Origin of the sequence: Aquicoccus porphyridii (assembly GCF_008369105.1) — a bacterium.
Lineage (GTDB): Bacteria > Pseudomonadota > Alphaproteobacteria > Rhodobacterales > Rhodobacteraceae > Aquicoccus > Aquicoccus porphyridii.
Window position 1 is genome coordinate 1 of sequence record NZ_VINQ01000024.1, and the last position, 25,908, is coordinate 25,908.

Below are 25,908 nucleotides of genomic sequence, written 5' to 3' on the forward strand. Positions count from 1 at the left end.
TGCGCGCGAGGATCTGCGCGACGGGTTGATGGAATATCTTCAGGACCTTTTGCATGTGGACAGGGCGGCGCAGTAAGCCCGCGTTCCGGGCCGGAGGGCAATCGTGACGACAGTTCTGGTAACGGGCGGAGCGGGTTATATCGGCTCGCACGCATGCAAGGTTCTGGCGCGGGCAGGGATCACGCCGGTCACGTTCGACAATCTTGCCACCGGCTGGCAGGAGGCGGTGAAGTTCGGCCCGTTCGAGCAAGGCGATCTTCTCGACCGGGCGCGCCTCGACGCGGTGTTTGCCGCCCACCGGCCCGACGCGGTGATGCATTTCGCCGCGCTGAGCCAGGTGGGCGAGAGCATGGCGCGACCCGGCACATATTGGCGCAACAATGTTGCGGGTTCTCTCAACCTGATCGAGGCGGCGGTGGCGGCGGAGTGCGAGAAGTTCGTGTTCAGTTCGACCTGTGCGACCTATGGCGATCAGGACAACGTGGTTCTGGACGAGGGTTGCGCCCAGCATCCGATCAACGCCTATGGCAAGTCCAAGCGGGCCATCGAAGAGATGCTGGCGGATTTCGGGGCGGCGCATGGGCTGCGATCGGTGATCTTTCGCTATTTCAACGTGGCGGGCGCGGATGAGGAGGCCGAGGTCGGCGAGTTTCACCGGCCCGAGACGCATCTTGTGCCGCTGATCCTTGACGCGGTTGACGGGCGGCGCGGGGCGCTCACGGTGTTCGGCACCGATTACGACACGCCCGACGGCACCTGCATCCGCGATTACGTGCATGTGAGCGACCTGGTCGAGGCGCATGTCCTGGGGTTGCGCTGGCTTGAGGCAGGCAAGGGCAGCCGGGTGTTCAACCTTGGCACCGGGCACGGTTTTTCCGTGCGCGCGGTGATCGCGGCCGCCGAGGCGGTGACCGGCCGGACGGTGCCGATTGTCGAGGGGCCAAGGCGGGCGGGGGATGCGACGCGGCTGGTGTCGGGGTCGGTGCGGGCCGGGCAGGAACTGGGCTGGACACCGGGCCGGTCGACGCTGGACCGGATGATCGCGGATGCGTGGCGCTGGCACCAGGCGGGCCATTATGAGCGATAGACCGGGCGAGGCGCGGCTTTTGGACCTGACCCGGCTGATCAGTCGGGCGGGGCGGGTGCAGACCGGCGTGGACCGGGTGGAACTGGCCTATCTGCGGGCGTTGCTGGCGGCGAAGGTGCCCGGTTTTGGCCTTGTGCGCACGTCGCTGGGTTACATCCTGCTGGACGAGGACGGCATGCGCGCGATTGCCGAGCGGGTCGAGGGGCGGGTGCCGTGGGGGACAGCGGACCGGTTGTCGCGGCTCGCGCGCAGGCTTGACCCGGCGCAGCGGCGCGGGCAGTCGGACGCGCGGCGGCTGGCGCGGGCACGGACCGTGCGCCCGGGTCTGAAACGGATGCTGCGGCGGCACCTGCCGCAGGGCACGCGCTATTTCAACGTGGGTCATACCAACCTGACCGAACGGGTGACACGGGCGGTGAAACAGGGGTTGGGTGGCACGGTGAACGTGTTGGTGCATGACACGATCCCGCTTGACCATCCGCTTTACCAACGGCCCGAGAGCATCGCGCGGTTCCGGCAGATGATCGGGCGGGTCAGCCGCGATGCCGACCTTGTCATCTATAATTCGCGCCACACGAGGCAAAGTGCCGAGCGCCATCTGGAAGAGATCGGGCGCGTTCCGCCGGGGCTGGTCGCGAAGCTGGGTGTCGAGGTGACCGAGCCACGGCCCGGCGATCTTCCCAAGGGGTTGCCGCCCGCGGGGGTCTACTTTGTCACCGTCGGCACACTTGAGCCACGCAAGAACCATGCGCTTCTGCTCGATATCTGGGAGCGGATGGTGAAACAGACGATCCCGCAGGACATGCCGCATCTGGTCATTTGCGGGCAGCGGGGCTGGATGAACGAGGAGTTGTTCTTTCGCCTTGACCGATCCGCGCTTCTGGGCGCGCATATTCACGAATATGGCGACCTGAGCGACGGGGCGATCGCGGCACTTTTGCAGGGCGCGGCGGGCGCGCTTTATCCCAGCTTTGCCGAAGGGTTCGGCCTGCCGATGGCCGAGGCGGCGGCGATGGGGGTTCCGGTGATCTGTGCCGATTTGCCGGTTTACAAGGACGTGCTTGGGGATATTCCCGTTTACGCAAGCCTGAAGGACAGCTATCTCTGGCAACGAAGAATAGCGTCTTTGGCAAACAGTCAGAGGGCAGGCAAGGCAGAAACCGGCCACACGGCCAAGGGTTTCGAGCCTCCGACGTGGGACAGGCATTTCAACGCGGTCTTAAAGATGGCGTGATAGGGTTCAGGCGGTTCCGCGACTTCCTGCCATGTGTAAAGAGGGGCGTCATTGGGCGTTGTGCAGTCATACCGTCTGAGGCTTCAACGCAAGCGTTGGCGAATCCGCGCGTTTCGCAAGCGGCGTGAATTGCGATCCATTTCGGATCGCACGGCACAGATCAGGCCCGATGACATCCTGCTTTTCTCGACCCAGCGCAACGAGAAGATCCGCCTGCCCTATTTCCTGAATTATTATCGCGAGATGGGGGTCAATCACTTCCTGATCGTGGATAATGACAGCGACGATGGCAGCCTTGAATACCTGATGAAACAGCCCGATGTTTCGGTCTGGCACACGCGCAAGAGTTACAAGCGGTCGCGGTTCGGGGTTGATTGGCTCAACTGGCTGCAATGGCAGCACGGGCACGGGCACTGGACGCTGGTGGTCGATCCGGACGAGTTTCTTGTCTATCCGTTCTGCGATACAAGGCCGCTCAGGGCGCTGACCGACTGGCTCGATGCGTCGTCGATCAAGTCGTTCAGCGCGATGCTGCTCGACATGTATCCCAAGGGGCGGATCGACGCGCAGCCCTATCAGGAGGGGCAGAACCCGCTGGAAATCACCAGTTGGTTCGACAGCGGCAATTACACGATCGAAAAGAACGGCAAGTTCGGCAACCTCTGGGTCCAGGGCGGGCCACGGGCGCGGGTGTTTTTCCGCGACATGCCGGAAAAGGCCCCGGCGCTCAACAAGATCCCGCTGGTCAAGTGGGACCGGCGCTATGCCTATGTCAGCTCGACCCACATGCTTTTGCCACGGGGGCTGAACCTCGTTTATGACGAATGGGGCGGCGAGAAGGCCAGCGGCGTGCTCTTGCACACGAAGTTCCTCGATACGTTCACCGTCAAGGCGCAGGAAGAGCTGGACCGCAAACAGCATTACGCCGCCAGCATCGAATACAAGGCCTATGCCGAGAGCCTTGCCCAGAACCCCGAGCTTTGGTGCAAGTGGAGCGAGAAATACATCAACTGGCGGCAGCTTGAGATTCTGGGGCTGATGTCCAAGGGGAACTGGGCATGACCCGCAGGCCGCCACATTGGGGCAGCGTCGGCATCGTGATGCTGGTGCATACCGCGCTGGGCCGGGCCGAGCAGGTGGCGCGGCACTGGCATGCGGCGGGCTGCCCGGTGGTGATCCATTGCGACAAGTCCACGCCGAAGAAGGCCTATGAGGCGTTTCGCGCGGCATTGGCGGATCTGCCGGATATCCAGTTTTCGCAGCGCCACCGCTGTGAATGGGGCACGTGGGGTATCGTTGCCGCGACGCAGGAAGCCAGCGAGCTGATGCTGGCGCAGTTTCCACAGGTGCGGCATGTCTACCTGGCCAGTGGGTCGTGCCTGCCGTTGCGCCCGGTGCAGGAGTTGATCGACTACCTTGCCGAGCGGCCGCGCACCGATTTCATCGAAAGCGCGACAACGGCGGATGTGCCTTGGACCGTGGGGGGATTGGACGAGGAACGCTTTACCCTGCGGTTTCCGTTCTCGTGGAAGCGGCAGCGGCATCTCTTTGACCGCTACGTCGCGATCCAGCGGGCGGTCGGGTTCAAGCGGAAGATTCCCCACAATATCCTGCCGCATATGGGCAGCCAGTGGTGGTGCCTGACGCGGCAAACCCTTTCGGCCATTCTTCAAGACCCCGAGCGGCCGACACATGACCGTTATTTCCGGCGGGTCTGGATTCCCGACGAGAGCTATTTCCAGACGCTGGCCCGGCTCTATTCCACCAATATCGAGAGCCGTTCGCTGACCCTGTCGAAGTTCGATTTCCAGGGCAAGCCGCATATTTTCTACGACGACCACCTGCAACTGTTGCGGCGGTCGGATTGTTTCGTGGCGCGCAAGATCTGGGCCCATGCCGACCGTCTTTACGAGGTTTTCCTGACCGGTCCCGATGCCGCGATGAACCGGACCGAGCCGAACCCCGGCAAGATCGACCGGATTTTCGCCAAGGCGGTGGAGCGGCGCACACGCGGGCGGCCGGGGCTTTTCATGCAAAGCCGGTTCCCCAACAAGGGTTGGGAAAACGGCATGACGGGCGGGCAGTATTCGGTATTCCAGGGGTTTGCCGAACTGTTCGAGGATTTCGAGCCGTGGCTCGCCAAGGCCACCGGCGCGCGGGTGCATGGGCATCTGTTTGCGCCGGGTCGGGTGGAATATGCGGGCGACCAGCCCGTCGTCAACGGGGCGCTGTCCAACAGTCCGGTGGCGCGCGATTATAACCGCAATGCGTTCCTGACCAGCCTGATCTGGAACACGCGCGGCGAGCGGCAATGCTTTCAGCTTGGCCCCGCCGATATCCCCTGTCCCGGCAAGACTCCGCGGGACGAGCCCGACACGAACCTGAGCTGGATGATCGCGCGCGACCCGAATGCCCAGATCAGCGTGATCAGCGGGGCCTGGGCCGTGCCCCTGTTCAAATCGAACCGCAATTTCGCCGATATCCGGGCCGAGGCGGCGCAGCTTCAGAAAATCGAGAGCGAGCATCTCGACGTGCTGCGCAGCCCCTATTCCAAGGCGCGCATCCGCATCTGGACCATGGCGGATTTCATCGAAAGCCCGATGGAATCGCTTCAGTCCATCATCGACGAGATCGGCAACAGGGGGTTGCGGCGGCTGGCCGAAGCGCCGCGAATGACCGATCTGACCGGGTTCGGGCAGTTCCTGCAGAACCTCAAGAACCAGGGGATGCACCCCTATCTGATGGGCGACTTTCCGGTGGTGGGCGAACCGGTTGGAAGCGACAACGGAAAGCCCCGCAAACCCTACCTGGTGCAATAGATGCAGAGCCCGTTCGATTATTTTGTCGTGTTCGCCGAGATGCGGACCGGTTCGAATTTCCTTGAATCGAACCTCAACGCCTTTCCGGGCATTTCCTGCCTGGGCGAGGCGTTCAATCCGCATTTCATCGGCTATCCCAATCGCGAGGATTGTCTTGGCGTGAGCGAGGAGACGCGCAACCACGACCCGATGACGCTCGTCCATGCGGTGAAACACGCGCAGGGCATCGCGGGGTTCCGGTTCTTTCACGATCACGACCCGAGGGTTCTGGAACCCATCCTGTCGGACCCGCGCTGTGCCAAGATCATCCTGACGCGCAACCCGGTGGAAAGCTACGTAAGCTGGAAGATCGCGCAGGCGACGGGGCAATGGAAGCTGACCAACGTGCACAAGCGCAAGGAGGCGAAAGCGCGATTCGACGCAGGCGAGTTCAAGGCGCATCTCGAAGAGTTGCAGGATTTCCAGGTGATGCTGCTCAGGGCGCTTCAGACCACGGGGCAGACCGCGTTCCATGTCGCCTATGAGGATTTGCAGGATGTCGAGGTGATGAACGGCATCGCCCGGTGGCTGGGTCAGCCGGACCGGCTCGACAGCCTGGAAAAGAACCTCAAGCGGCAGAACCCCGAGCCGATTTCCGAGAAGGTCGAGAATTTCGACGAGATGCGCGACGCGCTGGCCGATCTCGACCGGTTCAACCTGAGCCGGACCCCGAATTTCGAGCCGCGGCGCGGCGCGGTGGTGCCAAGCTATGTCGCCTGTGCCAAGGCGCCGCTGATGTATCTGCCGATCCGGTCGGGGCCAGAGGCCGAGATGCGCGCGTGGATGGCCGCGCTTGACGGGGTGGACGAGACGGCGCTGTTGGGCGATTTCAACCAGAAGAGCCTGCGGCACTGGATGCGGAGCAACCCGGGGCACCGGTCGTTCACCGTGCTGCGGCATCCGGTGGCGCGGGCGCATCATGCCTTTGTCAGCCGCATCCTGATGACCGGGACGGGCAGCTTCGCCAATATTCGCAAGACGCTTCGCCGGGTTCACAAGCTGCCCATTCCCGCCGTGGAACCGGATGGCGCCTGGGGCCCGGTCGAGCATCGCGCCGCATTCCTGGCGTTCCTTGATTTCGTCAAGGCCAACCTGTCGGGGCAAAGCGCGGTGCGGCAGGATGCGGCCTGGGCCAGCCAGGCGGGTATTCTGCATGGCATGGGCAGTTTCGCCCTGCCCGATTTCGTGCTGCGCGAAGAGGAGCTGGCCGCCTACCTGCCGGCGATTGCCCAGCAGGTGGGGTATGCCGATGCGCCGAACCCGGGCGGGGCCCCCGCCGAAGGGCCAATCACCCTTGCCGAGATCTATGACGAGGAGATCGAGGCCGCCGCGCAGGACGCCTATCAGCGCGATTACATGGTCTTTGGCTTCGGGGCCTGGCGCGGCTGAACGCTGGTTCTATGCGGCCTGAACCGACTGGTTCTCGGTCAGGATGGTATAGAGCGTGGCCGGGTCGGAATTGGCCCGCAGCTTGGTGCAGACATCGGCATCACGCAGGGTGCGCGACACCCGCGCCAGCGCCTTGAGATGTTCGACGCCCGCCTCTTTCGGGGCGAAGAGCGCGAAGGCGATGTCGACCGGCTGACGATCGACCGCTTCGAATTCGATGGGCTTTTCCAGCATCACGAACACGCCGATCACCTGATCGACATCCTCGATGCGGGCATGTGGCAGGGCGACGCCATGGCCGACCCCGGTCGGACCGAGGCTTTCACGCTCGAGCAATGCGTCGACCGCGCGGGCGGTGTCGATACCATAGACCGCGCTCGCGATCTCGCCCATTTCATGAAGCAGGCGCTTCTTGCTTGAGGCGGTCGAGATGACCTTGACCGCCTCTGCCTTGAGGATGCTGGAAAGTTCCATCTGTATCTCTGTCGCTCCGACAATGCGGGACGCGGCGCGACCCGATCACCTCAGTTTTGCGGGTCGATCCAGCCGATATTGCCGTCATCGCGGCGATATACGACGTTTAGCCCGTCTTTTCCCTCGTTGCGGAAAACAAGAACCGGGGCGCCCGCGAGTTCCATATGCATGACCGCCTCTCCGACAGAAAGGGATGGAATACTGGTTTCCATCTCGGCCACGATGATGGGTTGAAGGTTCTCGGGTTCCGAATCCTCGTCTTCGTGATCTGAGGCGAGGATATACGAGGACGCCTGCATAAGTTCAACCGGTTCGGCCCGCTCGCGGTGATGGTCCTTCAACCGCCGCTTGTAGCGGCGCAATTGCTTTTCCATCTTGCCAGCGCAAGCATCAAAAGCGGAATAGATTTCAGTGGCATGGGCCTTGGCCGACGCGGTCAGACCGGTCGAGAGATGCACAATGGCTTCGCAGACAAACTCGTGCGCGCTTTTGGAAAAGATGACGTTCGCATCGGTGGGACGTTCTGCATATTTGCTGATAACCGCGCCGAGTTCGTCCTGAACATGGGTCTGGAGTGCGGTGCCGATGTCGATGTGTTTTCCGCTGATCTGATAGCGCATCTTGTCTCCTTTGCGTGACAATTCGGGCGTTTTCCGGGGGTTGTCCCGCGGTTCTTGTTATTCCCGAATGCTGAAACATGACCGCCGCGATACTTGTCCGCCATCGTCGCCTGACATGCAGGTCAAAACGGGGGGCAGGGCGGTATCCACGACTGTCATGAGATCAGTTTGGAGTAATCGAAGCGGGCAAGTCAATCGAATCCGGTGTCGCATCGCGAGAGGTTTATCTTCACGAAATGCGAAAATTCTCGCCAAGATAGACGCGGCGCACATTTTCGTTTTCCACCACGTCCACAGGGCTGCCCGACATCAGGACCTTGCCGTCGTGCAGGATATAGGCGCGGTCGACGATTTCGAGGGTTTCGCGCACATTGTGATCGGTGATCAGCACACCGATGCCGCGTTTCTTGAGATCGGCGACAAGGTGGCGGATGTCATTCACACTGATCGGATCGACCCCGGCAAAAGGTTCGTCGAGCAGGAGGTAATTGGGGTTGGCCGCAAGGCAGCGGGCGATTTCGACGCGCCGCCGCTCACCGCCCGAGAGGGCCAGCGCGGGCGCGCGACGCAGATGCTCGATGGAAAAATCCGACAACAGCTCTTCGAGCCGCTCGCGGCGTTTGTGACGGTCGGATTCCGAGATTTCGAGTACCGAGAGGATGTTGTCCTCGACACTCATGCCGCGAAAGATCGACATTTCCTGCGGCAGGTAACCGATGCCCAGTTTCGCGCGGCGATACATCGGCAGGCCGGTCACGTCGCGCCCGTCAACCAGCACCTGCCCGCCCTCGGGGAAGACCAGCCCGCAGATCGCGTAGAAGCAGGTCGTCTTGCCCGAGCCGTTGGGGCCGAGCAGGCCGACCACCTCTCCGCGTTCGAGATCCATGGTGACATCGCGGATGACGACGCGCTTCTTGTAGCTTTTGCGCAGGTTGCGGATGCGCAGGCCCGAGCTTCCCCGGGTGAGCGTGAGGCCGGGTTTTGCGGCTGCGTCAGTCATTGGATTGCAGCACCGTCCTGACGCGGCCCTCCATCCGGGCAGTGCCGTCACGGGTATCGACCGTCATCCGGTCGGCAGTGAGCGTCGATTGCCCCTGCATCAGGAGCACGTCGCCCTGCATGAAGATCGTGCCGCTTTCGACCGAGTAATCGGCATTGGCGGCCTCGGCGGCATCGTCGCCCGACACCAGCGTGACGCCGCCCGACGCCTTGAGCCGCTGGATGCGGTTTCCGGCCTCGTCATAGAACACCTCGACCTTGGGGGCGGCGAGGCGCATTTCGCCCTGCACGATCAACACGTCGCCGGTAAAGATCGCGGTGCCGTCATCCTGATCGACCGAGAGGCTTTCGGCGGTGACCTCGACCGGTTGGGAGGGGTCCTGTTCGACATTGCCAAAGGCGATCTCGGCCCCCTGTGCAGCCGCGATCACGGGCAGGAGGGCAAGGCAGAGGGCAGCGGCGAGAGGGCGTAAAAGCGTTTTGGTCACTGGATTATTCCTTGGTATCCTGCGGATCATATAGCAGTTTGACACCATCGGTGAAGAGCAGCCGTGCATTTTCGCCGTTCTCATCCGTGGTCAGCAACATACGCCCGGCGGTGAAATCCCCCGGTGGCCCGGTTCCCGCGACCGCGCCGGGGGTTTCGGCGTGGATCGTGCGCATGCCGGAAATCAGGTGCTCGGTCGTGATTTCATAGCCCGTGGAGCTTGTCACCACGACATCGCCGCTCAGCTCGGCCCGGTCACGCCGCTGATCGACGATCCCTTCCTCGGCGGTGAAGGTGATCGTCGCGCCGCTGGCGAAAGTGATCCGGGCAGAGAGCGTGTCGGCAAGACCGCGCGACGGGTTCTCGGGGTCGGGACGGGCCGAGGAGGAGCGGAACAGGATCAGGTCGCCCTGTTCCGTGGCCCCGGCGAATTCGGGCGCGGTGACCCGTTCGTCACGCGCCCGTTCACGCAGGTCGATGGTGGTAAAGGGGATCGTGGTCGCCGGGTCGATATTGCGCGACAGGAGAAACAGCGTGGAGAGAATGCCCAGCGCGGCCAGCGGCAGCAGGATCTTGAGCCACGCGACGAGGCGCGAATAGAAATCGCCCCGCCCGAACATCTCAGCCCAGCCCGATGCGCAGGCAATCATGGATATGGATCAGCCCTAGAGGCCGACCGCCATTGCCCGCGTCGGTGACGAAAAGACAGGTGATCTTGGCCGCGTTCATCACCGCGACCGCCTCTTCGGCCAGCGCCTCGGGGGCGATGGTGCGGGGGGTTCGGGTCATCACGTCACCGGCCTTGTGATCGAGAAGCCCGGCCATGTGACGGCGCAAATCGCCATCGGTGATGATGCCGTCGAGCAGACCGCCCGCGTCGGTGACACCGACCACGCCAAAGCCCTTGCTGCTGATTTCGAGAAGCGCGTCGGTCATGGGGGTTTCACCGGTGACCAGCGGCAGCGCAGCGCCGGCATGCATCAGGTCGCGCACCCGGCTGAGCCGCGCGCCCAGCTTGCCGCCGGGATGAAACTCGCGGAAATGCTCGGGGGTGAAGGCGCGGTGCTCCATCAGCGCGACGGCCAGCGCATCGCCCAGCGCAAGGGTCATGGTCGTGGTGGAGGTGGGCACGACGCCGGTGCCGCAGGCCTCGTCCGCCGGGGGCAGGACGATGGCGACATCGGCCTGTTTGAGAAGCGTGGAGTGCGCATGCGAGGCAACCCCGATCATCGGGATCGAAAAGCGCCGGGTATAGGCGATCATGTCGGCCAGTTCGGGCGTTTCGCCGGAGTTCGAGAGCATCAGCACCACGTCGCCCTGCACCATCATGCCCAGATCGCCGTGGCTGGCCTCGGCGGGGTGGACGAATTGCGCGGGCGTGCCGGTGCTGGCCAGCGTCGCCGCGATCTTGCGCGCGACGTGGCCGGATTTGCCCATGCCCGAGACGATCACGCGGCCCCGAACGGCCAGCATGAGGTCAATCGCGGCGGCAAATCCATCGTCGAGCCCGTCGGCCAGCATGCTCAGCGCGTCGGCCTCGGTGCGGATCACGCGCCGCGCGGTGGCGAGGAATGTTTCATGGTCGGTCATGTGTGGGCAAAGATATCCGTTTCCGGCCAGCCCGCCAGATCGAGTTCGGCGCGGGTTGGCAGGAAGCGGAAACATGCCTGTGCGATCTCGGTGCGGCCTTCGCGGGCAAGCCGCTCTTCGAGTTTTTCGCGCAGGGCGTGGAGATAGAGCACATCCGAGGCGGCGTAATCAAGCTGGGCCTCGCTCAGCTCTTCGGCACCCCAGTCGGACATCTGCTGTTGCTTGGAGATGTCCACGCCCAGCAATTCCTGCAACAAGTGCTTGAGCCCATGGCGGTCGGTGTAGGTGCGCACCAGCTTCGAGGCGATCTTGGTGCAGTAGACCGGCGCGGTCATCACGCCGAATGTGTGCAGCAAGACGGCGATATCGAACCGGCCGAAATGGAAGAGCTTGAGCACGTCCGGGTTGGACAACATCGCGGTCAGGTTGGGTGCCTCGGTCTGGCCCTTCATGATCTGGACGAGATGGGCGTCGCCATCGCCGCCCGACATCTGCACGAGGCAAAGCCGGTCACGATGGGGGTTGAGGCCCATGGTTTCACAGTCGATCGCGACGACCAGACCGATATCGAGCCCGTCGGGAAGGTCGCCATTATAGAGATGGTTGGCCATGTGGGTTGCGCCTCTGGCTGTCAAGTGTGGCCCCGTCGGGCCGTTGGGGTCTTATCAGATGTGGCCCGGACGAGATCAAGGGGCGAGTTCGGCGGCCCGCACTCAGCCCTTGGCCGCCTGTGACGCAAGCGCGCGAATCTCGGAGGACAGGGCAATGTCGCCGGTATTGGCATAGGATTGGTGATTGGTCTCGATCCGGCTGTCATCATAGAGGTAATTGACCATGGCCCCCCATGAATTCGCCATGCCGCGCGGGCTCGCGTCGGCCTCGGCATGGGCGTGGGCAAGGATCGCACCGTTGCCGAGATGGAAATGCGCAACCGGATCGAGCGCGCCACCGCTCGCCCGGTGGGCACGGGTGAGGTACAGCGCTGTCACCTCGCGCAGCGTTGCGGGATCGGGGGGCGTGTCACCTTCCAGTTCGGACAGAGTCTTGCGCAGGCGTTTGGGAATGAGCCCTTCCTCGGTCTGCATCTCCTCGCCCACCCAGCGGCGCAGGCCCGGGACCGGCGAGAGGGTGACAAAGGTCGCAAGCTGCTCCATGTCGCGGCGCAATTCCTCGACGACCTGCTTGATCAGGAAATTGCCGAAGGAAATGCCGCGCAGACCGACATGGCAATTCGAGATCGAATAGAACACCGCGACCCGGGCCTTTTCCGGCGGGATGCGGTCACGGTCGCGGTCGAGGATCGGACCGATGGCCTTGGGGATGTCGCGGGTCAGCGCGATCTCGACAAAGATCAGCGGATCGTCGGGCATGGCCGGGTGGAAAAAGGCGAAAAGCCGCCGGTCGGGATCACCGACGCGCTGGCGCAGATCATCCCAGCCGCGAATCTCGTGTACCGCCTCGTAGGTGATGATGTTCTCCAGCACGTTCGCGGGCGTGCGCCAGTCGATCCGGCGCAGTTCGAGAAAGCCGCGGGTGAACCACGAGGCAAAGAGGTGGCGGAAGTCCTGATCGAGACTGGCCAGCGCCGGGTCGGAGCGGGTGTCGCGCAGCAACTCGGCCCGCAGCCGCACCAGCCGGGCGGTGGCGCCGGGCACGCGGTTGAAGGCGCGGATGAGTCCCTGTGACCGGGGTTCGGCGGCGAAATGCAACCGCCGTGCGGCCGCGACATCACCGGGGACGTAGGTGGAGAGCGCATGTTGCAGCCGGGTTTCATCAGGCCCGAATTCGGCGGCGATACGGGAAAACGCGGCGCGGCGGTCCTCGGGCGTGGCCTGTTCCAGACGGTCGAGGATATGGCGCGCAAGAACGAGGCCCGACACCTCGCTGCGGGTGTCGAGCAGGGAGTGGCACATATCCACCGGGTCTTCGCCAGCGCGCGTCCGGCCAAGCACGCCAAGGCCCGATCCGGCAAGGCGGCGGAACATATCGCTGATGAATCTGGTCTCGGGCATGGTCGCAATCCTGTCTGAGTCGGCGCGACTATATTGCGCATGGTCGGGCACGTCACCCGGTCATGGCGACAGAAGACGTTCTCACGGGACAGCCCCCAGATCTTGCGCCCGAAAAGCCGGCGCTACTGTTCGCGCCCGGTTCTGAATCACCCGTAGAACAGGGTCGGCAGGTAAAGCGCAATCTGGGGGAACAGCACGATGATCAGGACACCCAGAAGCGTGACCAGAACATACGGAATGACCGAGACATAGATGTCGCCCATCGTCACGCCCGGAGGCGCCACGCCCTTGAGATAGAACAGGTTGAAGCCAAAGGGCGGGGTCATGTACCCCACTTCCATCATCAGGATGAACAGGATACCGAACCAGATCGGATCAAACCCGGCCGCTTGCACGACGGGCAGGAAAACCGGCAGGGTGATCAGCATGATCCCGACCGGGTCCAGCACCATGCCGAAGAAGAACAGCACCACCAGCATGAAGAACAGCGCGCCCCATTCACCGCCGGGGATATAGCTCATCAGGTTGGCGATCAGGCTCTGTGCGCCAAGCGCCGTGTAAGCGGCGGAAAACGCGTGGGCGGCGAACAGTATCCACATGATCAGCGCAGTCAGTTTCAGCGTGGAAATCGCGGCGTCGTGGATCACCCGCCAGGACAGTTGACCATTCACCAGCGTGGCCACCAGCGACCCGAACACGCCGATCGCGGCGGCCTCGGTCGGGGTGGCGAAACCGCCAAAGATCGCACCCAGAACGAATGTGACGATCATGATCGGCAGGATCACCGCGCGCAGCGAGCGGAGCTTCTCGGGCCAGCTTGCGCGTTCATCCAGCGGCAGGGCCGGGCCCATCTCGGGCTGTAGCCAGCAGCGCGTGCCGATATAGAACGACACCAGGACGAACAGCAGGAGCCCCGGCCCCACGCCTGCAGCGAACATCCGGCCCACCGACACTTCGGTCAGCAGCGAATAGAGCACCATCAGGATCGAGGGCGGGATCAGGATACCCCACCCCCCACCGGCATTGATGGCGCCAAGGGCAAGTTTCTTGTCATAGCCACGTTCGAGCATCTTGGGCAGGGCGATGGTGCCCATGGTGACGACGGCCGCGCCGGAAATGCCCGACATCGCGGCAAAGATCACGCAGATCACCACCGTCCCGATGGCCAGCCCGCCGCGCAGCCCGCCAAACCATTGATGCATCATGCTATACAGGTCGTTGGCGACCCCGGATCGCTCCAGCAGGATCGCCATGAAGACGAATAACGGGATCGCCATCAAGGTGGGCGATTGCATGGTCGACCACATCTTGGACGCCAGCAGGTAGAACCCGATCGAGCCCAGTTCGAAATAGAGGAATACGACCGAAACACCGCCCAGCACGAAGGCCAGCGGCGCACCCATCATCAGGAACACAAGCAGGCAGCCAAAGAACAGCAGGGTCAGAAGTTCGACGCTCATTTGCCAGCCTCCGGGGTGGTGGTCTCATCGGGGTCCGGGGCGCCCGGCAGGCCGAAAACATCGTCAGGAATGGGTTTGTTCATCAACACCCGGATATCGGACCACAACCGGATGAACCCCTGAAGCAGCAGCAGGACCGCCGCGACCGGGATCAATGCCTTGGTCGGCCAAAGGGGGGCCTTCCAGACCGAATTCGACCGCTCCATATCGGCGATGGATTCGGAGGCAATCGTCCAGCCCTGCCACAGCAGAACGCCGACAAACAGGATGAACAGGGGAAAAGTCAGGATATCGAGCAATGCCCGCCGCTTGCGGGCCAGCGCACCATAGAAGATGTCGACATTGACATGCCCGCGCTCTGCCAGAAGATACCCGCCGCCGATGATCGCGTAGACGCCGAAAATCAACGTAGCCAGTTCCGCCGTCCAGATCGCCGGTTGCCCGACAAGATAGCGCAGGACGACATCGGCCAGCAGCAGGGCAAAGATCACGAGAACAGCAAGTGAAGCCCACCGTCCGATGAAACGGTTGATGCGCGTGATCGCGCTGGCCAGAAGGAACATGGCTCCGGCTCCTTGTTGAGTCAGGTTACGGGGCGTTTCAGGGGGCGCGATGCGGGCCAGAAACCTGCCCGCATCGCAAGGCATATGCGATCAGATATAGGAGAGATCGCGCATCAGTGTCGTGTAGATATCGGCGGCCTTGGCGGCTTTCTCGCCCTTCTGCCCCTCTGTTTCCAGAATATCGACGGATGCCGCCGCCAACAATTCCAACACGTCATCGGGCAGGTGCACCACCTCGATCCCGTTGTCGCGGACACCTTCGGCAAGGGCGATGGCTTCCTTGTGCTGGTACTCGGCCGTGCGCAGGAAGAAGCGGCTCTCGATCGTCTGGGTCAGCACGCTGCGCAGATCGTCGTCGAGATCGTCCAGCGCCTTCTGGTTGAAGATGAAAGAGTCGGTCGTCTGGGCCAGCACCGGCTTGTAGTGGTATTTGCAGACTTCCCACAGCGACATGGATTGCGCACCGATGGCGGCACCCCAATGCGCCCCGTCGACCACGCCCGAGCTGAGTGCCTGATACAATTCGCTACCCGGCACGAATTGCGGTGCCGCACCGGCAGCGGCCAGGTAGTCCAGCAAGGTTCCCGACGACCGGATTTTCAGACCCCGGAAATCATCGGCGGATTCGATCCGCTTGGACAGGGTCATTTCGGTGGGCAGAACCTTTTCCGACATCAGCCGCACACCATCCGAGGCGAGCTCTTCATTCAGCATCGCCTCGAGGCCCATATTGGTCACCGCGTGCTGCATTTCCCAGGATTCGCGCAGCGTTCCGGGGATGCCATAGATGAACGATGCGGTTTCCGCCCGGTCCACGATATACGAGGCGCTGATCGTGCCCATCGGCACCACGCCACGGCGCACGATGTTATAGATGTCCGGTCCGCCGGCAAATTCGCCTGCGCCCAGCAGTTCGAGCTTGAACGCGCCGTCGGTTCGTTCCTCGACCAGATCGGCGATGACCCCGAGACTGTCGCGGAATGATCCGGACGCCTTGGGCCAATGTGCCTGGACGCGCCACGTCGTCTTGCCCTGCGCAATCGCCTTGCCAATCAGTGCGGGGGTCGCAACGGTCGCCACCGCGGCACCACGCAGCATGGCGCGGCGGTTCAGTGAGCTTGTGATCTTGGTCATCTTGATATTCCTCCCGGTTTGCAGAAATTCCGCCAGCCGTTCCGGCTGGCAAGGTGTCGCCGCGACGTTGCGCGGTTCTGTCCCCCTTTGGGCGAAGCGGCCTGAACCTCGGGCCCGCCTCGATCAGATGCCGATCACGGGGGTCATGATCGGCGGCATTTTCACGGAACCCTGAACAGGCCCGCAGACATTTCGGACAGCGCGTTGCGATTCACCGACCGGCACCCGGAATAGCATTGACGGCGCTTGAAGCGGCCGGGTGTGTTTGTGCGATCCGCCAAGGCCCTGCGAGTCAGTCGCCCGTGGTTCACAAAGGTCTCCTCCCTTGCGTCGGTAGTTCCGCTATGCAAAATCGCATTTCGAAATCCGATTGACAAGCTATTTTCTTGGCGATCCTACTGGGGTCCAGGACATTCGAAGGAGAGCGCAATGAAAGCAATGCTGAGCAAAACCCCCGGTGGACCCGATACACTGGAACTGACCGAACTGCCCGATCCCACCCCTGCCAAGGGGCAGCTTCGCATCAGGGTGCGCGCCGCGGGCCTGAACTTTCCCGACACGCTGATCATCCGCGATCTCTATCAATTCAAGCCCGAACGCCCCTTTGCCCCCGGTGGCGAGGTGGCGGGCGAGGTGGACGCGATTGGCGAAGGCGTCAGCGGCTTTTCCGTCGGCGACCGGGTTCTGGCCACGACCGGCCATGGCGGGTTTGCCACCCATGTGGTGATCGAAGCCGACCGCGTGCTGCCGATTCCGGATGCCATGCCGTTCGAGGAAGCCGCCTGCTTCATCTTTACTTACGGAACGTCACATCACGCGCTCAAAGACCGCGCGGCGCTGCAAAAGGGCGAATCGTTGTTGATCCTGGGGGCCGCCGGGGGTGTGGGCGCCGCCGCGATCGAGCTGGGCAAGGCGGCAGGCGCGCGGGTGATCGCCGCCGTGTCGTCAGACGACAAGGCCGATTTCTGCCGCGCGATCGGGGCCGATGAAACGATCGTCTATCCGCGCCAGATGGACCGTGATGCCCAAAAGGCGTTTTCCAACCGGATCAAGGAACTCTCCGGGGGTGACGGGGTCGACGTGGTTTACGATGCCGTCGGCGGCGATTACGCCGAACCGGCCCTGCGTGCATTGGCGTGGAAGGGGCGATTCCTGGTGGTGGGCTTTCCAGCCGGTATTCCGAAAATCCCGCTCAACCTGACCTTGCTCAAGGGCAGCCAGATCGTCGGCGTGTTCTGGGGGGCGGCGGTCCGGCGCGAACCCGAAGGCCACGCCGCGAACATGGCCGATCTGTTCGCGCTTTACGAAAAGGGTCTGGTCAAGCCACGCATCCACGCCAGCTTTGCCCTTGAAGAGGCCGCGCAGGCGCTGGAGATGATGCAGGACCGCAAGGTTCAGGGCAAGGTGGTGCTGCGGGTGGAGTGATCCGCCCCGTCAAAAGCGAACGGGGCGGCGGCCATCGTGGGTCAGGCTTGGCTCGCGGGAACCGCCCCGCGCCGGTTGTCCAGCCAGATCAGCGCCACCAGAGCCGCCGCGATGCCGCCCGCCGTCAGCGTGGTGATCGGCCCGGGGAAGCTGAACGCGAACCCGGCGATTGCCAGCGGCACCCGCAGCAGGCGCCGCACATGGCCCACGCCCAGCAAGAATCCCTCCAACCCGCCGGAGAGCAGGATGATGCCCAGAACGATCGAGGGCAGGACATAAAGCAGCGGTGTCAGATCCCCCTGTAGCACCAGCGCGGGCTGGAACAGGAAGAAGAGCGGAACGAAATAGATCACCACGCCCAACCGCATCGCGGTGAAACATGTCTGCATCGGGCGCGCACCCGCGATCGTTGCCGCCAGAAAGGCCGCGGCACCGACTGGCGGGGTGATCCCCGACAACATCGCGTAATAGACAATGAAGAAATGCACCGCGATGGTGTTCAAGCCACCGACCTCGATGATCGCGGGGGCCAGCGTGACCGCAAGAAAGATATAGGCCACGATCGCCAAACCGGCCATGCCCATGATGAAACAGGCGAGCACGCCGAACATGATGATCAGATAGATATTCTCACCCCCGAGCGCGATCAGCCCCGATGTCACCGACCCGGTCACGCCGGTGATCGTCAGCGCACTGACGACAAAGGCGATGGGCAGGATGATGGCCGTGGTCTGGGTGATCAGCTTGCCGGTCTGGCGCACCATTTCGACCATCTTGCGCAGGTTCATCCGGGTGTGGGCCTGAAGGAAGGACAGGACCAGCAGCAGGATGCAGGCATACCACGGCGCGTAGAATTCCCAACGCATGTAGAGCAGGCCCCAGACCAGGAACGCCAGCACCAGCAGGAACAGCCAACCGCGTGCCAGAATGGTGCGCACCTTGGGCAAGGTGGGGTCGATGACGCCCGCCAGCCCCTTGCGCGCGGCATAGGCATCGACCTGCAACAACACGCCAAAGTAAAACAGCAGCGACGGCAGGATCGCGGCGATCATGACGGTGGCGTAATCGACACCGATGGTGATCGCCATGACAAAGGCAATCGCCCCCATCACCGGCGGCATGAGCACCCCCCCGGTCGAAGCGCAGGCCTCGATCGCGGCGGCGTAATGGGGCGGGAATCCGACCCGTTTCATCGTCGGGATGGTGATCGAGCCGGTGCCTGCGATGTTGGAAAACACCGACCCCGAGAGCGAGCCGAAGAAACCCGACGCCACGACCGACACCTTGGCCGGGCCGCCGCGGTATTTGCCAAATCCGGCACTGGCCAGATTGATGAAGAAATCCCCCGCCCCGGTGGCGATCAGAACCCCGGCAAAGACCAGAAAGCCCAGCACGATCTCGGCCACGATCTTGGTCGTGATGCCCATCATCCCCTCGACGCGGAAGATATGCGCCTCGATCATGTATTCGAACGAATAGGGGATGCCCATGAGCAGGCCGGGAAAACGGTCTGCCACCAGCGGATACAACCCCAGCAACAGGCAGACCAACAGGAACGGCACCCCGCCCGAGCGCCGCGCCACCTCAAGCATCAGCAGCCAGATCACGACGCCCATGGGCATGTTGGTCCAGCTCGATTGCATCATTTCCCAGGCGTGCCCGGAAAAATACAGGCTGATTGCCAGAACCACCACCGCGGCGATCACGTCATAGAACGGAACCTTGGTCTGCCCGCGATAGGCCGGCAACGCGATGAACCCGGCAGCGGTGAAGAAACCGATGAAGACCCAGTAATACTGCCCCTCCAGCAAGCGTTGACCGCCAATCGGAATGCCAAAGATATAGGCTATCCCCGAACCCAGCCCCAGAACACACAGCGTCATGAAAACCAGGCTCCAGAGGGAATAGATGTCGCCCAGGCGCGACGGGGCCATACCGTCATCTGTCACAGCGGCGGTGGTGCTTTGATTTGACATGGGATCACCCGGATGAATGAGAATGGCGCGCAAACCTGCGCCGAGAGATAGAGCAAAGCGGCGACCACGCCGCTTTGCCAGCCCGCGCAGGGATCAGATCACAGCCGTGACCGGAAGATGGGGAGCCCCTCGGTCTTGGTTTCCAGAATGGTCAGGAACTCGGGATTCTCGAAACTGATCTCGACCCGTTTCTCACGCGCCTCGTCCAGCGCGGCCTGACGGGCCGCAATCCAGGCCGCCTCGAGCTCGATCGCGGCGTTGTTCCAGGCGTCATCCTCATCCGTCCAGGCGTCGATTTCCCGAAGGTAGCGCACCGTGCCCTCGTGCACCGGGATCGGCGTGTTATCGAGGTAGTTGCGGAACTCTTCCAGCGACATGCGCGTGGCCAGCGGGTGGGTGCCCTTGTAGGCATCGTGCGACGTGTGCATCCATTTCGACATGTTGTAGACGAAATCGGTGTCTGCATCCGTTGGCACGGCATAGACGAAATTCGACGTGGCGCTTTCAAGCCCGCGCGCGGTTTTCACACCCATCGAGATCTCGGCCGGCACCAGCATCGACCGTGTCGCCAGAAGACGGCTCCAGCCTTCGGTGTTGGAAGCCGGCATTGGCAGCCAGCGGATTCCGCCGGGCGCACCCTCCATTTCGGAGAGGACCGAACTGATCGGGGAGCAATAGGTCACGTCGGACTTGCCTTCGACAACCGAGCGGCAGCTTTCGCTATAGCTGGAGGCCGGGACGAAAGTGATCAGCTCCTGCGCCTCTTCCTGCGACAGGCCGAGATAGTCCGGAAGACCGACGGTCATGGTTTCCACGATGGTCGGTGAAAAGATGCCATTGGTGACGCGATAGCCACCCTTCTTCAAGTCGTCCAGCGACTGGATGTCCGAGTTGCCGGACACGACAAAACCCCAGGGCGTATCGTTATGATGCCACATGATCCGTTGCGAAACCGGGTTCATCGAAGCATAGCCGCCGGTGCCTTCGATCTGCGAGCGCATTTCGGCCCCCGAGACGGAGGCGATCGCAATATCGCGGCGATCGGTCAGGCGACGGTGGCGCATCGGCTCGCTGTCTTCGGGCACGACGCGCACCGTGGTGCCGGTCTCGCTTTGCAGGACCGGCGCCCAGCCGTTGGTGGACGCGAAACTGCCCGAGGCGGTGCCCGGCGTTCCGATCACCATGAGGCGCGGCCATTCGAAATCATCCTCGGCCAATGCAGCGCCCGACAGGCCCAGCGCGATGGAAACCGTGCCGAGAAGGCGTAGCATCTTCTTCGGTGTTCGTGGCATATTTTCTCCTCCCTTGGATATTGTTGTTGGTCTGGAATTTCGTGGTGGTTTTGGCCGTGATTGGCGGGTCATGACTTCATGCAGCGCCTATCGCGGAGGCAGAGGCATTCGCTCTTCGCCGGTCTCAAGACTCCCCCTCTTTTCTCCTCCGCAAACCTGACGCGGCCCGCCTTGCGCCCGGTCCCGTCGTCCATAGAAGCCCGGGCAGTCCGATCGCGACAAGATGTATGCGAAACAGCATTCCGCACAGCGGGATTGGCAGTCAAGGTTTTTTTCTCTACGCTTCTTGAAACGCTTCGTAACAGGACAGCCGGAACGCCCGATCAGAACGGCACCGGCACAGGAGACAGCAATGGACACCACGCCCCCAGCCGCGCCCGGAGAATCGCTCGCAGGGCAAGCCACAGCGCGGGCTGCGGCTCCGGCGGCCATGACGGTCGAGCAGGCCACGCAGCACCTGATCGAAAATGACCCGGCCTTTGAACTGACCGAGATCACGCTGAACGGCATCCGCTACAAGGCGTTTCGCAATATACCGGAAACCGTGTCCGACCTGATGGAGCAAGGGATGCTCGCGCATGATGACGGTGCGGCGCCTTACCTGTTTTTCGAAGACGAGCATTGGAGTTACGGCGCATTCTGCAACGAGGTGCGTCACATGGCGGGCGTGCTGCATGGCACGTTGGGGGTGCGCAGGGGCGACCGGGTTGCCCTTGTGATGCGCAATTTTCCCGAACTGCCGATCCTGACGCTGGCGGTTGCATCGCTTGGCGCCACGGCGGTGTTCATGAATGCCTGGTGGACCGGGGCCGAACTGGATTACGCCCTGCGCGATTGCGAACCCAGGGCGGTCTTTGCCGACGGCGCACGGGTGGCCGCGATCATGCCGCTGAAGGATCGGCACGGTTTCGCGCTGATCGGCCTGCGGGACGGGGACGGAATGTGCGAACACAGCTACCGCGCATTGCGAAACGCCTGGCAGGGCGGCACCCCGGCCCGCCCGCAGATCATGCCCGAGGATGATTTCGCCATCATGTATTCCTCGGGCACGACGGGTCATCCCAAAGGCGTGGTCCAGACCCATCGCGCCGCGGTCACGGCGGTTTACTGCTGGATGATGCAGGCCGCGATTGCGCCCCTGCGCCAGCCCCCCGCGCCGAACGATCCCGCGCCGTTACCGCCGTCATTCCTGATCACGACACCACTGTTTCATGTCACGGCAATGTATCCACTGTTCCTGTTCAGCCTGCCCAGCGGGGCCAGGATAACGCTGATGTACAAATGGGACGCGCATGAGGCGATCGACATCATCAGGCGCAACGCCGTCACGCGGTTCCTTGGTGTGCCGACCCAATCGGCCGATCTTCTGACGGCGGTGGAGGAGAGTGACGCCGAACTGCCCAGTTTGCGTTTCATCGGTGCGGGCGGGGCGAAGCGGCCCGCGGCACAGGTCGATCAGTTGGCGCAGCAGTTCCCCCAGGCCATGATCGCGACGGGCTGGGGCATGACCGAAACCTGCGCGTTGGGGATCGGCATGACGGGTGAGGAATACAGTTTGCGCCCTGAAGCGGCCGGGCACCTACACCCGCCGGTGCAGGAAATGCGCATCATCGACGACGCCGGGCGCGACCTGCCCCCCGGAGAGGTCGGCGAGATCGTGATCAAGAGCCCGGCGGTGATGCGCTGCTATCTCAACCAACCCGAGGCGACCGCCGACACCTTGCGCGATGGCTGGCTGCACAGCGGCGATCTGGGCATGGTCGACGCTGACGGTTTCGTCACCATTCTGGACCGCAAGAAAAACATCATCATCCGCGGCGGCGAAAACATCGCCTGCCTGGATGTCGAGGGCGCGATACATCGCCATCCCGACGTGATCGAGGCCTGCGCCTTTGCCCTGCCCGATGACCGGTTGGGCGAGGTCGTGGGGGCGGCGTTGCACCTGCGCCCCGGCGCATGGCTTGACCGTGACACGCTGGCCGCGTTTCTGCGTGACCGCCTGGCGCATTTCAAGATCCCGGAACGGATCTGGTGCCAGCATGATCCGCTGCCCCGCGCCAGCACCGAGAAGACCGACCGGCGCGCGATCCGCGCCGCCTGTCTGGCGGAGGCGGACCAATCGGTCTGACGGGGCGGGATCAGGTGCCGGGCTTAAGCGGGTTGAACTGGCGGTTCAGTTTGCGCATGCCCCCGATCCAGCGGTCATAATCGGCGGTCTTGCGGCGCATGTAGTCCAGTACCTCCTTGTGAGGCAGCACCAGGAAGGTTTCATCCGCGATTGCCTGGATGCAGTCCTGCGCCACCTGCTCGGGTTCCAGAAGGCCATCGACGCTGGCAACTCCGCCCTCATTGCCCTTGATCATGTCGGTGCGCACCGCTTGCGGACACAGGACCGATACCTTGATCCCGTCATCGCCATGGGTCAGCGCGATCCATTCGGCAAAGGCCACGGCGGCGTGTTTCGTGACCGCGTAGGGGGCCGATCCGACCTGGCTGAGCAATCCTGCCGCCGAGGCGGTGTTGAGCAAATACCCCCCGCCCCGCGCGACCATGCGCGGTATCATGTGACGGGCGGCCCAGATATGGGCCATGACGTTGATTTCCCAAATGTCCTGCCATTTGTCGTTCGGCACATCCTCGCCACCGCGCACACTGATACCCGCGTTGGAGCAGAAGAGGTCAATCGGCCCGATCTGTTCTTCGGTTTCGGCGATCAGGGCGGCGATCTCGTCCTCTTGCGACACGTCCACCCGTCGCGCGACCCCGCCGATCATCTGCGCGGTTTCCTGTGCGCCAGCCTCATCACGGTCGGCACAGACCACTGCGCGCGCACCGGCCCCGTGGCAGGCCAGCGCCAGCGCCCGACCGATTCCGCCCGCGGCGCCGGTGACGACAACGATCCGGTCGCGAATATCCATGCTTGTTCCTTTCCTCGCGTGCCACCGGACAACGCCCTTGTCGGCAGAGCAGGCGACACGCGTGTTGTTCCGCTAATCCCTAGCGACGATCGCGGCCGAGGGCGGCGCGCACCACGGCCTGACGGTCGTTGGATGTTTCGAAATCGCGGCGCTCGGCGCGGGCGATGACGTTATGATGCACCTCGTCCGGGCCATCGGCAAAACGCAGGGTGCGCTGCTTGATATACATCTCGGGCAGTTCGGACCATTGGCTCATACCGGTGGCACCGTGCACCTGCATCGCATCGTCGATGATCTTGCAGCACTTCTCGGGCACCATTGCCTTGGCCTTGGACACCCAGATGCGGGCTTCCTTGTTGCCCAGCACATCCATCGCCTTGGCCGCCTTCAGCACGATCATGCGCATGGCGTCGATCTCGATCCGCGAGCGCGAGATGGTTTCCATGTTCTTGCCCAGGTCGATGATCTTCTTACCGAAGGCTTCGCGCGTCAGGCCGCGGTGGATCATCAGGTCGAGCGCCTTTTCCGCCGCCCCGATCGAGCGCATGCAGTGATGGATACGTCCCGGCCCAAGGCGAAGCTGGCTGATCTCGAACCCGCGGCCCTCACCCCAGAGGATGTTTTCCTCGGGCACGCGCACATCGGTGAACCGGATCTGCATATGACCATGCGGCGCATGATCATGCCCGAACACCTCCATCGGGCCGACGATCTCGACACCGGGGGTGTCGATGGGCACCAGGATCTGGCTTTGCTGGCGGAAGGGTTCGGCATCGGGCGAGGTCTTGACCATGACGATCATGATCTTGCAGCGCGGATCGCCCGCGCCCGAAATATAGTATTTCTCGCCGTTGATGACCCATTCGCCGTTTTCCAGAATCGCCCGCGTGCCGATATTGCGCGCATCGGACGAGGCGACATCGGGTTCGGTCATGGCAAAGGCCGAGCGGATTTCGCCGCGCAACAACGGTTTGAGCCATGTTTCCTTTTGCTCGGGCGTGCCGACACGTTCCAGCACCTCCATGTTGCCGGTATCGGGGGCCGCACAGTTCAGCGATTGCGCCGCCAACGGGTTCTTGCCCAGTTCGAACGCGATATAGGCATAGTCGAGATTGGACAGCCCTTCGCCGGTTTCCGCATTGGGCAAAAAGAAGTTCCACAGCCCCGCCGCCCGCGCCTTGTTTTTCAGATCCTCCAGGATCTCGAGCTGACCGGGCGCATAGGAAAACCGCTCTGCCCGGCCCTCGCCCAGACGTTCGTATTCTGCCAGCGCAGGGTCACAGTTTTCGCGGATGTGCTTGATGACCTTGTCCAGTAGCGGCCTTGCGCTTTCGGACATGGCCAAATTGTTCAACTCGTTCTGCGGGTCTGAATGGGTCATGATGGTAGGATTCCTTGGTAAGGTCTGGTGAATACTAAGATGATGGCAGCGGCTGGGTTCAGCGGATCACCTCTCCACCATCGGCCACGATTGTCTGGCCGGTGACATAGGCCGAGGCATCGGTGGCCAGGAACAGCGCAACGCCGGCGATGTCTTCGGGTGTGCCGATGCGGCGCAGTGGTGTCTGGTTTTCGGCCCGCGCAAGACGCTCGGGGTCTTCCCACAGCGCCCGGGCAAAATCGGTCTTGACCAGACCGGGCGCCAACGCATTGACGCGGATGTTCTTTGGCCCCCATTCGACGGCCAGATTGCGCGCAAGCGCCGCTTCGGCCGCCTTGGACATGCCATAGGCGCCGATCACCGCATTGCCCCGCAACCCTGCGATCGAAGACAGGATCACCACCGCCCCGCCGCCATTCGCGGCCATGCCGGGCAGCACCATTTCGCACAATTGCCAGGTTGATCTGACATTCGTGCCCATGATCTTGTCAAAGGCCTCATCGGTCAGGTCCGACATCGGTCCATAGACCGGGTTGATTGCGGCATTGCAGACCAGAACGTCGATCCGGCCCCATGTTTCGATCGTCTTGTCCACCAGTTGACGCAGGTCCTGCTTCTTGCCGATATGGCAGGGCACCACCAAGGCATCGCCGCCCGCGTTCCTGATCGCCTCGGCGACCGGGGTGCAGGCCTCGGCGGTGCGACTCGAAACGACAACCCGCGCGCCCTGCCGGGCGAACACTTCCGCTATGGCGCGGCCAATCCCCCGGCTGGAACCGGTGACAACCACAACCTTGCCTTTCAGGTCAAACATGGATTTCCTCCCCCTCGTGCGCCTTTGGTGCACCAAATGGCAGCGTCGGTCAATATTGCGGAATTGAGTTTTGCTTTGCGGAACAAAAGGCACATTGCTATATTTGATCCGGGACGAGGAGGAAAACCCGCATGAGCCGCTCGACGATCAGGCTGTGCGCACTGGAAAGGGAAACTTTCCGGATTAAGACACCGC

At 62.9% G+C, this 25,908-nt stretch carries 23 protein-coding genes; 7 read left to right on the top strand and 16 right to left on the bottom strand.

Going from position 1 to position 25,908, the window contains the following annotated elements; genetic code table 11:
* Positions 1-103 precede the first annotated feature (103 nt).
* From galE to FLO80_RS19765, 5 genes are all read left to right on the top strand, one after another.
* Positions 104-1,087 (top strand): UDP-glucose 4-epimerase GalE, encoded by a 984-nt coding sequence (gene galE / locus FLO80_RS19745; RefSeq protein ID WP_111369270.1) that lies wholly within the window; start codon positions 104-106, stop codon positions 1,085-1,087.
* Positions 1,077-2,321 carry a glycosyltransferase gene (locus FLO80_RS19750; RefSeq protein ID WP_111369268.1) on the top strand — a complete coding sequence of 415 codons (1,245 nt, stop codon included), beginning with the start codon at positions 1,077-1,079 and terminating at the stop codon, positions 2,319-2,321. The genes galE and FLO80_RS19750 overlap by 11 nt, the downstream gene beginning before the upstream one ends.
* A gap of 75 nt (positions 2,322-2,396) precedes the next feature.
* Positions 2,397-3,383, top strand: coding sequence for a glycosyltransferase family 2 protein (locus FLO80_RS19755; RefSeq protein WP_188078364.1), 987 nt, complete (start codon positions 2,397-2,399; stop codon positions 3,381-3,383).
* On the top strand, positions 3,380-5,140 hold the full coding sequence (locus FLO80_RS19760) for a DUF5927 domain-containing protein (RefSeq protein ID WP_246156751.1): 1,761 nt from the start codon (positions 3,380-3,382) through the stop codon (positions 5,138-5,140). Before FLO80_RS19755 ends, FLO80_RS19760 begins: the two co-directional genes overlap by 4 nt.
* Positions 5,141-6,568 (top strand): nodulation protein NodH, encoded by a 1,428-nt coding sequence (locus FLO80_RS19765; RefSeq protein ID WP_111369264.1) that lies wholly within the window; start codon positions 5,141-5,143, stop codon positions 6,566-6,568.
* Between the two features lie 9 nt (positions 6,569-6,577).
* Here the strand turns inward: FLO80_RS19765 and FLO80_RS19770 are convergent, their stop codons facing one another.
* The 11 genes from FLO80_RS19770 to dctP form a co-directional block, all read right to left on the bottom strand.
* Positions 6,578-7,042: a PTS sugar transporter subunit IIA gene (locus tag FLO80_RS19770; protein ID WP_111369262.1), complete on the bottom strand. Its 465-nt coding sequence runs from the start codon at positions 7,040-7,042 to the stop codon at positions 6,578-6,580.
* Between the two features lie 50 nt (positions 7,043-7,092).
* The gene (hpf, locus tag FLO80_RS19775) at positions 7,093-7,662 is read right to left on the bottom strand and encodes a ribosome hibernation-promoting factor, HPF/YfiA family (RefSeq protein WP_111369260.1); all 570 of its coding nucleotides are present in this window, start codon (positions 7,660-7,662) and stop codon (positions 7,093-7,095) included.
* Positions 7,663-7,891: 229 nt separating this feature from the next.
* Positions 7,892-8,662 carry an LPS export ABC transporter ATP-binding protein gene (gene lptB / locus FLO80_RS19780; protein WP_111369258.1) on the bottom strand — a complete coding sequence of 257 codons (771 nt, stop codon included), beginning with the start codon at positions 8,660-8,662 and terminating at the stop codon, positions 7,892-7,894.
* Positions 8,655-9,149, bottom strand: coding sequence for a lipopolysaccharide transport periplasmic protein LptA (gene lptA, locus FLO80_RS19785; protein ID WP_246156752.1), 495 nt, complete (start codon positions 9,147-9,149; stop codon positions 8,655-8,657). Before lptA ends, lptB begins: the two co-directional genes overlap by 8 nt.
* Before the next feature lie 4 nt (positions 9,150-9,153).
* Entirely contained in the window at positions 9,154-9,798 is a 645-nt protein-coding gene (gene lptC, locus FLO80_RS19790; RefSeq protein ID WP_246156753.1) for an LPS export ABC transporter periplasmic protein LptC, read from the bottom strand.
* Entirely contained in the window at positions 9,770-10,738 is a 969-nt protein-coding gene (locus FLO80_RS19795; RefSeq protein WP_111369254.1) for a KpsF/GutQ family sugar-phosphate isomerase, read from the bottom strand. The genes lptC and FLO80_RS19795 overlap by 29 nt, the downstream gene beginning before the upstream one ends.
* The gene (locus FLO80_RS19800) at positions 10,735-11,349 is read right to left on the bottom strand and encodes a ribonuclease D (RefSeq protein ID WP_111369252.1); all 615 of its coding nucleotides are present in this window, start codon (positions 11,347-11,349) and stop codon (positions 10,735-10,737) included. Before FLO80_RS19800 ends, FLO80_RS19795 begins: the two co-directional genes overlap by 4 nt.
* Before the next feature lie 102 nt (positions 11,350-11,451).
* Entirely contained in the window at positions 11,452-12,750 is a 1,299-nt protein-coding gene (locus FLO80_RS19805) for a malonyl-CoA decarboxylase (RefSeq protein ID WP_111369250.1), read from the bottom strand.
* Positions 12,751-12,896: 146 nt separating this feature from the next.
* A complete protein-coding gene (locus FLO80_RS19810; RefSeq protein WP_111369248.1) occupies positions 12,897-14,210 on the bottom strand; it encodes a TRAP transporter large permease in 1,314 nt (437 codons plus the stop codon).
* Complete coding sequence (locus FLO80_RS19815) at positions 14,207-14,773, bottom strand: TRAP transporter small permease subunit (RefSeq protein WP_111369245.1); 567 nt, start codon at positions 14,771-14,773, stop codon at positions 14,207-14,209. Before FLO80_RS19815 ends, FLO80_RS19810 begins: the two co-directional genes overlap by 4 nt.
* Before the next feature lie 90 nt (positions 14,774-14,863).
* Entirely contained in the window at positions 14,864-15,907 is a 1,044-nt protein-coding gene (gene dctP / locus FLO80_RS19820; RefSeq protein WP_111369242.1) for a TRAP transporter substrate-binding protein DctP, read from the bottom strand.
* A 429-nt stretch (positions 15,908-16,336) separates the two neighbouring features.
* On the opposite strand from dctP, the gene FLO80_RS19825 reads away from it, so the two are divergent.
* Positions 16,337-17,332: an NADPH:quinone oxidoreductase family protein gene (locus tag FLO80_RS19825; protein ID WP_111369240.1), complete on the top strand. Its 996-nt coding sequence runs from the start codon at positions 16,337-16,339 to the stop codon at positions 17,330-17,332.
* Between the two features lie 41 nt (positions 17,333-17,373).
* Here the strand turns inward: FLO80_RS19825 and FLO80_RS19830 are convergent, their stop codons facing one another.
* Together FLO80_RS19830 and FLO80_RS19835 are read right to left on the bottom strand one after the other, a co-directional pair.
* On the bottom strand, positions 17,374-19,308 hold the full coding sequence (locus FLO80_RS19830) for a TRAP transporter permease (protein WP_111369238.1): 1,935 nt from the start codon (positions 19,306-19,308) through the stop codon (positions 17,374-17,376).
* Between the two features lie 98 nt (positions 19,309-19,406).
* Positions 19,407-20,600, bottom strand: coding sequence for a TAXI family TRAP transporter solute-binding subunit (locus FLO80_RS19835; RefSeq protein ID WP_111369236.1), 1,194 nt, complete (start codon positions 20,598-20,600; stop codon positions 19,407-19,409).
* 352 nt (positions 20,601-20,952) lie between these two features.
* On the opposite strand from FLO80_RS19835, the gene FLO80_RS19840 reads away from it, so the two are divergent.
* Positions 20,953-22,728 carry a class I adenylate-forming enzyme family protein gene (locus FLO80_RS19840; protein ID WP_246156754.1) on the top strand — a complete coding sequence of 592 codons (1,776 nt, stop codon included), beginning with the start codon at positions 20,953-20,955 and terminating at the stop codon, positions 22,726-22,728.
* 10 nt (positions 22,729-22,738) lie between these two features.
* On the opposite strand, the gene FLO80_RS19845 is transcribed toward FLO80_RS19840, so the two are convergent.
* The 3 genes from FLO80_RS19845 to FLO80_RS19855 all read right to left on the bottom strand — a co-directional run bounded on the left by FLO80_RS19845 (position 22,739) and on the right by FLO80_RS19855 (position 25,713).
* Positions 22,739-23,518 (bottom strand): SDR family oxidoreductase, encoded by a 780-nt coding sequence (locus FLO80_RS19845; RefSeq protein ID WP_111369232.1) that lies wholly within the window; start codon positions 23,516-23,518, stop codon positions 22,739-22,741.
* 79 nt (positions 23,519-23,597) lie between these two features.
* Positions 23,598-24,899 carry an acyl-CoA dehydrogenase family protein gene (locus FLO80_RS19850; protein WP_246156755.1) on the bottom strand — a complete coding sequence of 434 codons (1,302 nt, stop codon included), beginning with the start codon at positions 24,897-24,899 and terminating at the stop codon, positions 23,598-23,600.
* A 58-nt stretch (positions 24,900-24,957) separates the two neighbouring features.
* The gene (locus tag FLO80_RS19855; protein WP_111369230.1) at positions 24,958-25,713 is read right to left on the bottom strand and encodes an SDR family NAD(P)-dependent oxidoreductase; all 756 of its coding nucleotides are present in this window, start codon (positions 25,711-25,713) and stop codon (positions 24,958-24,960) included.
* Positions 25,714-25,908 lie beyond the last annotated feature (195 nt).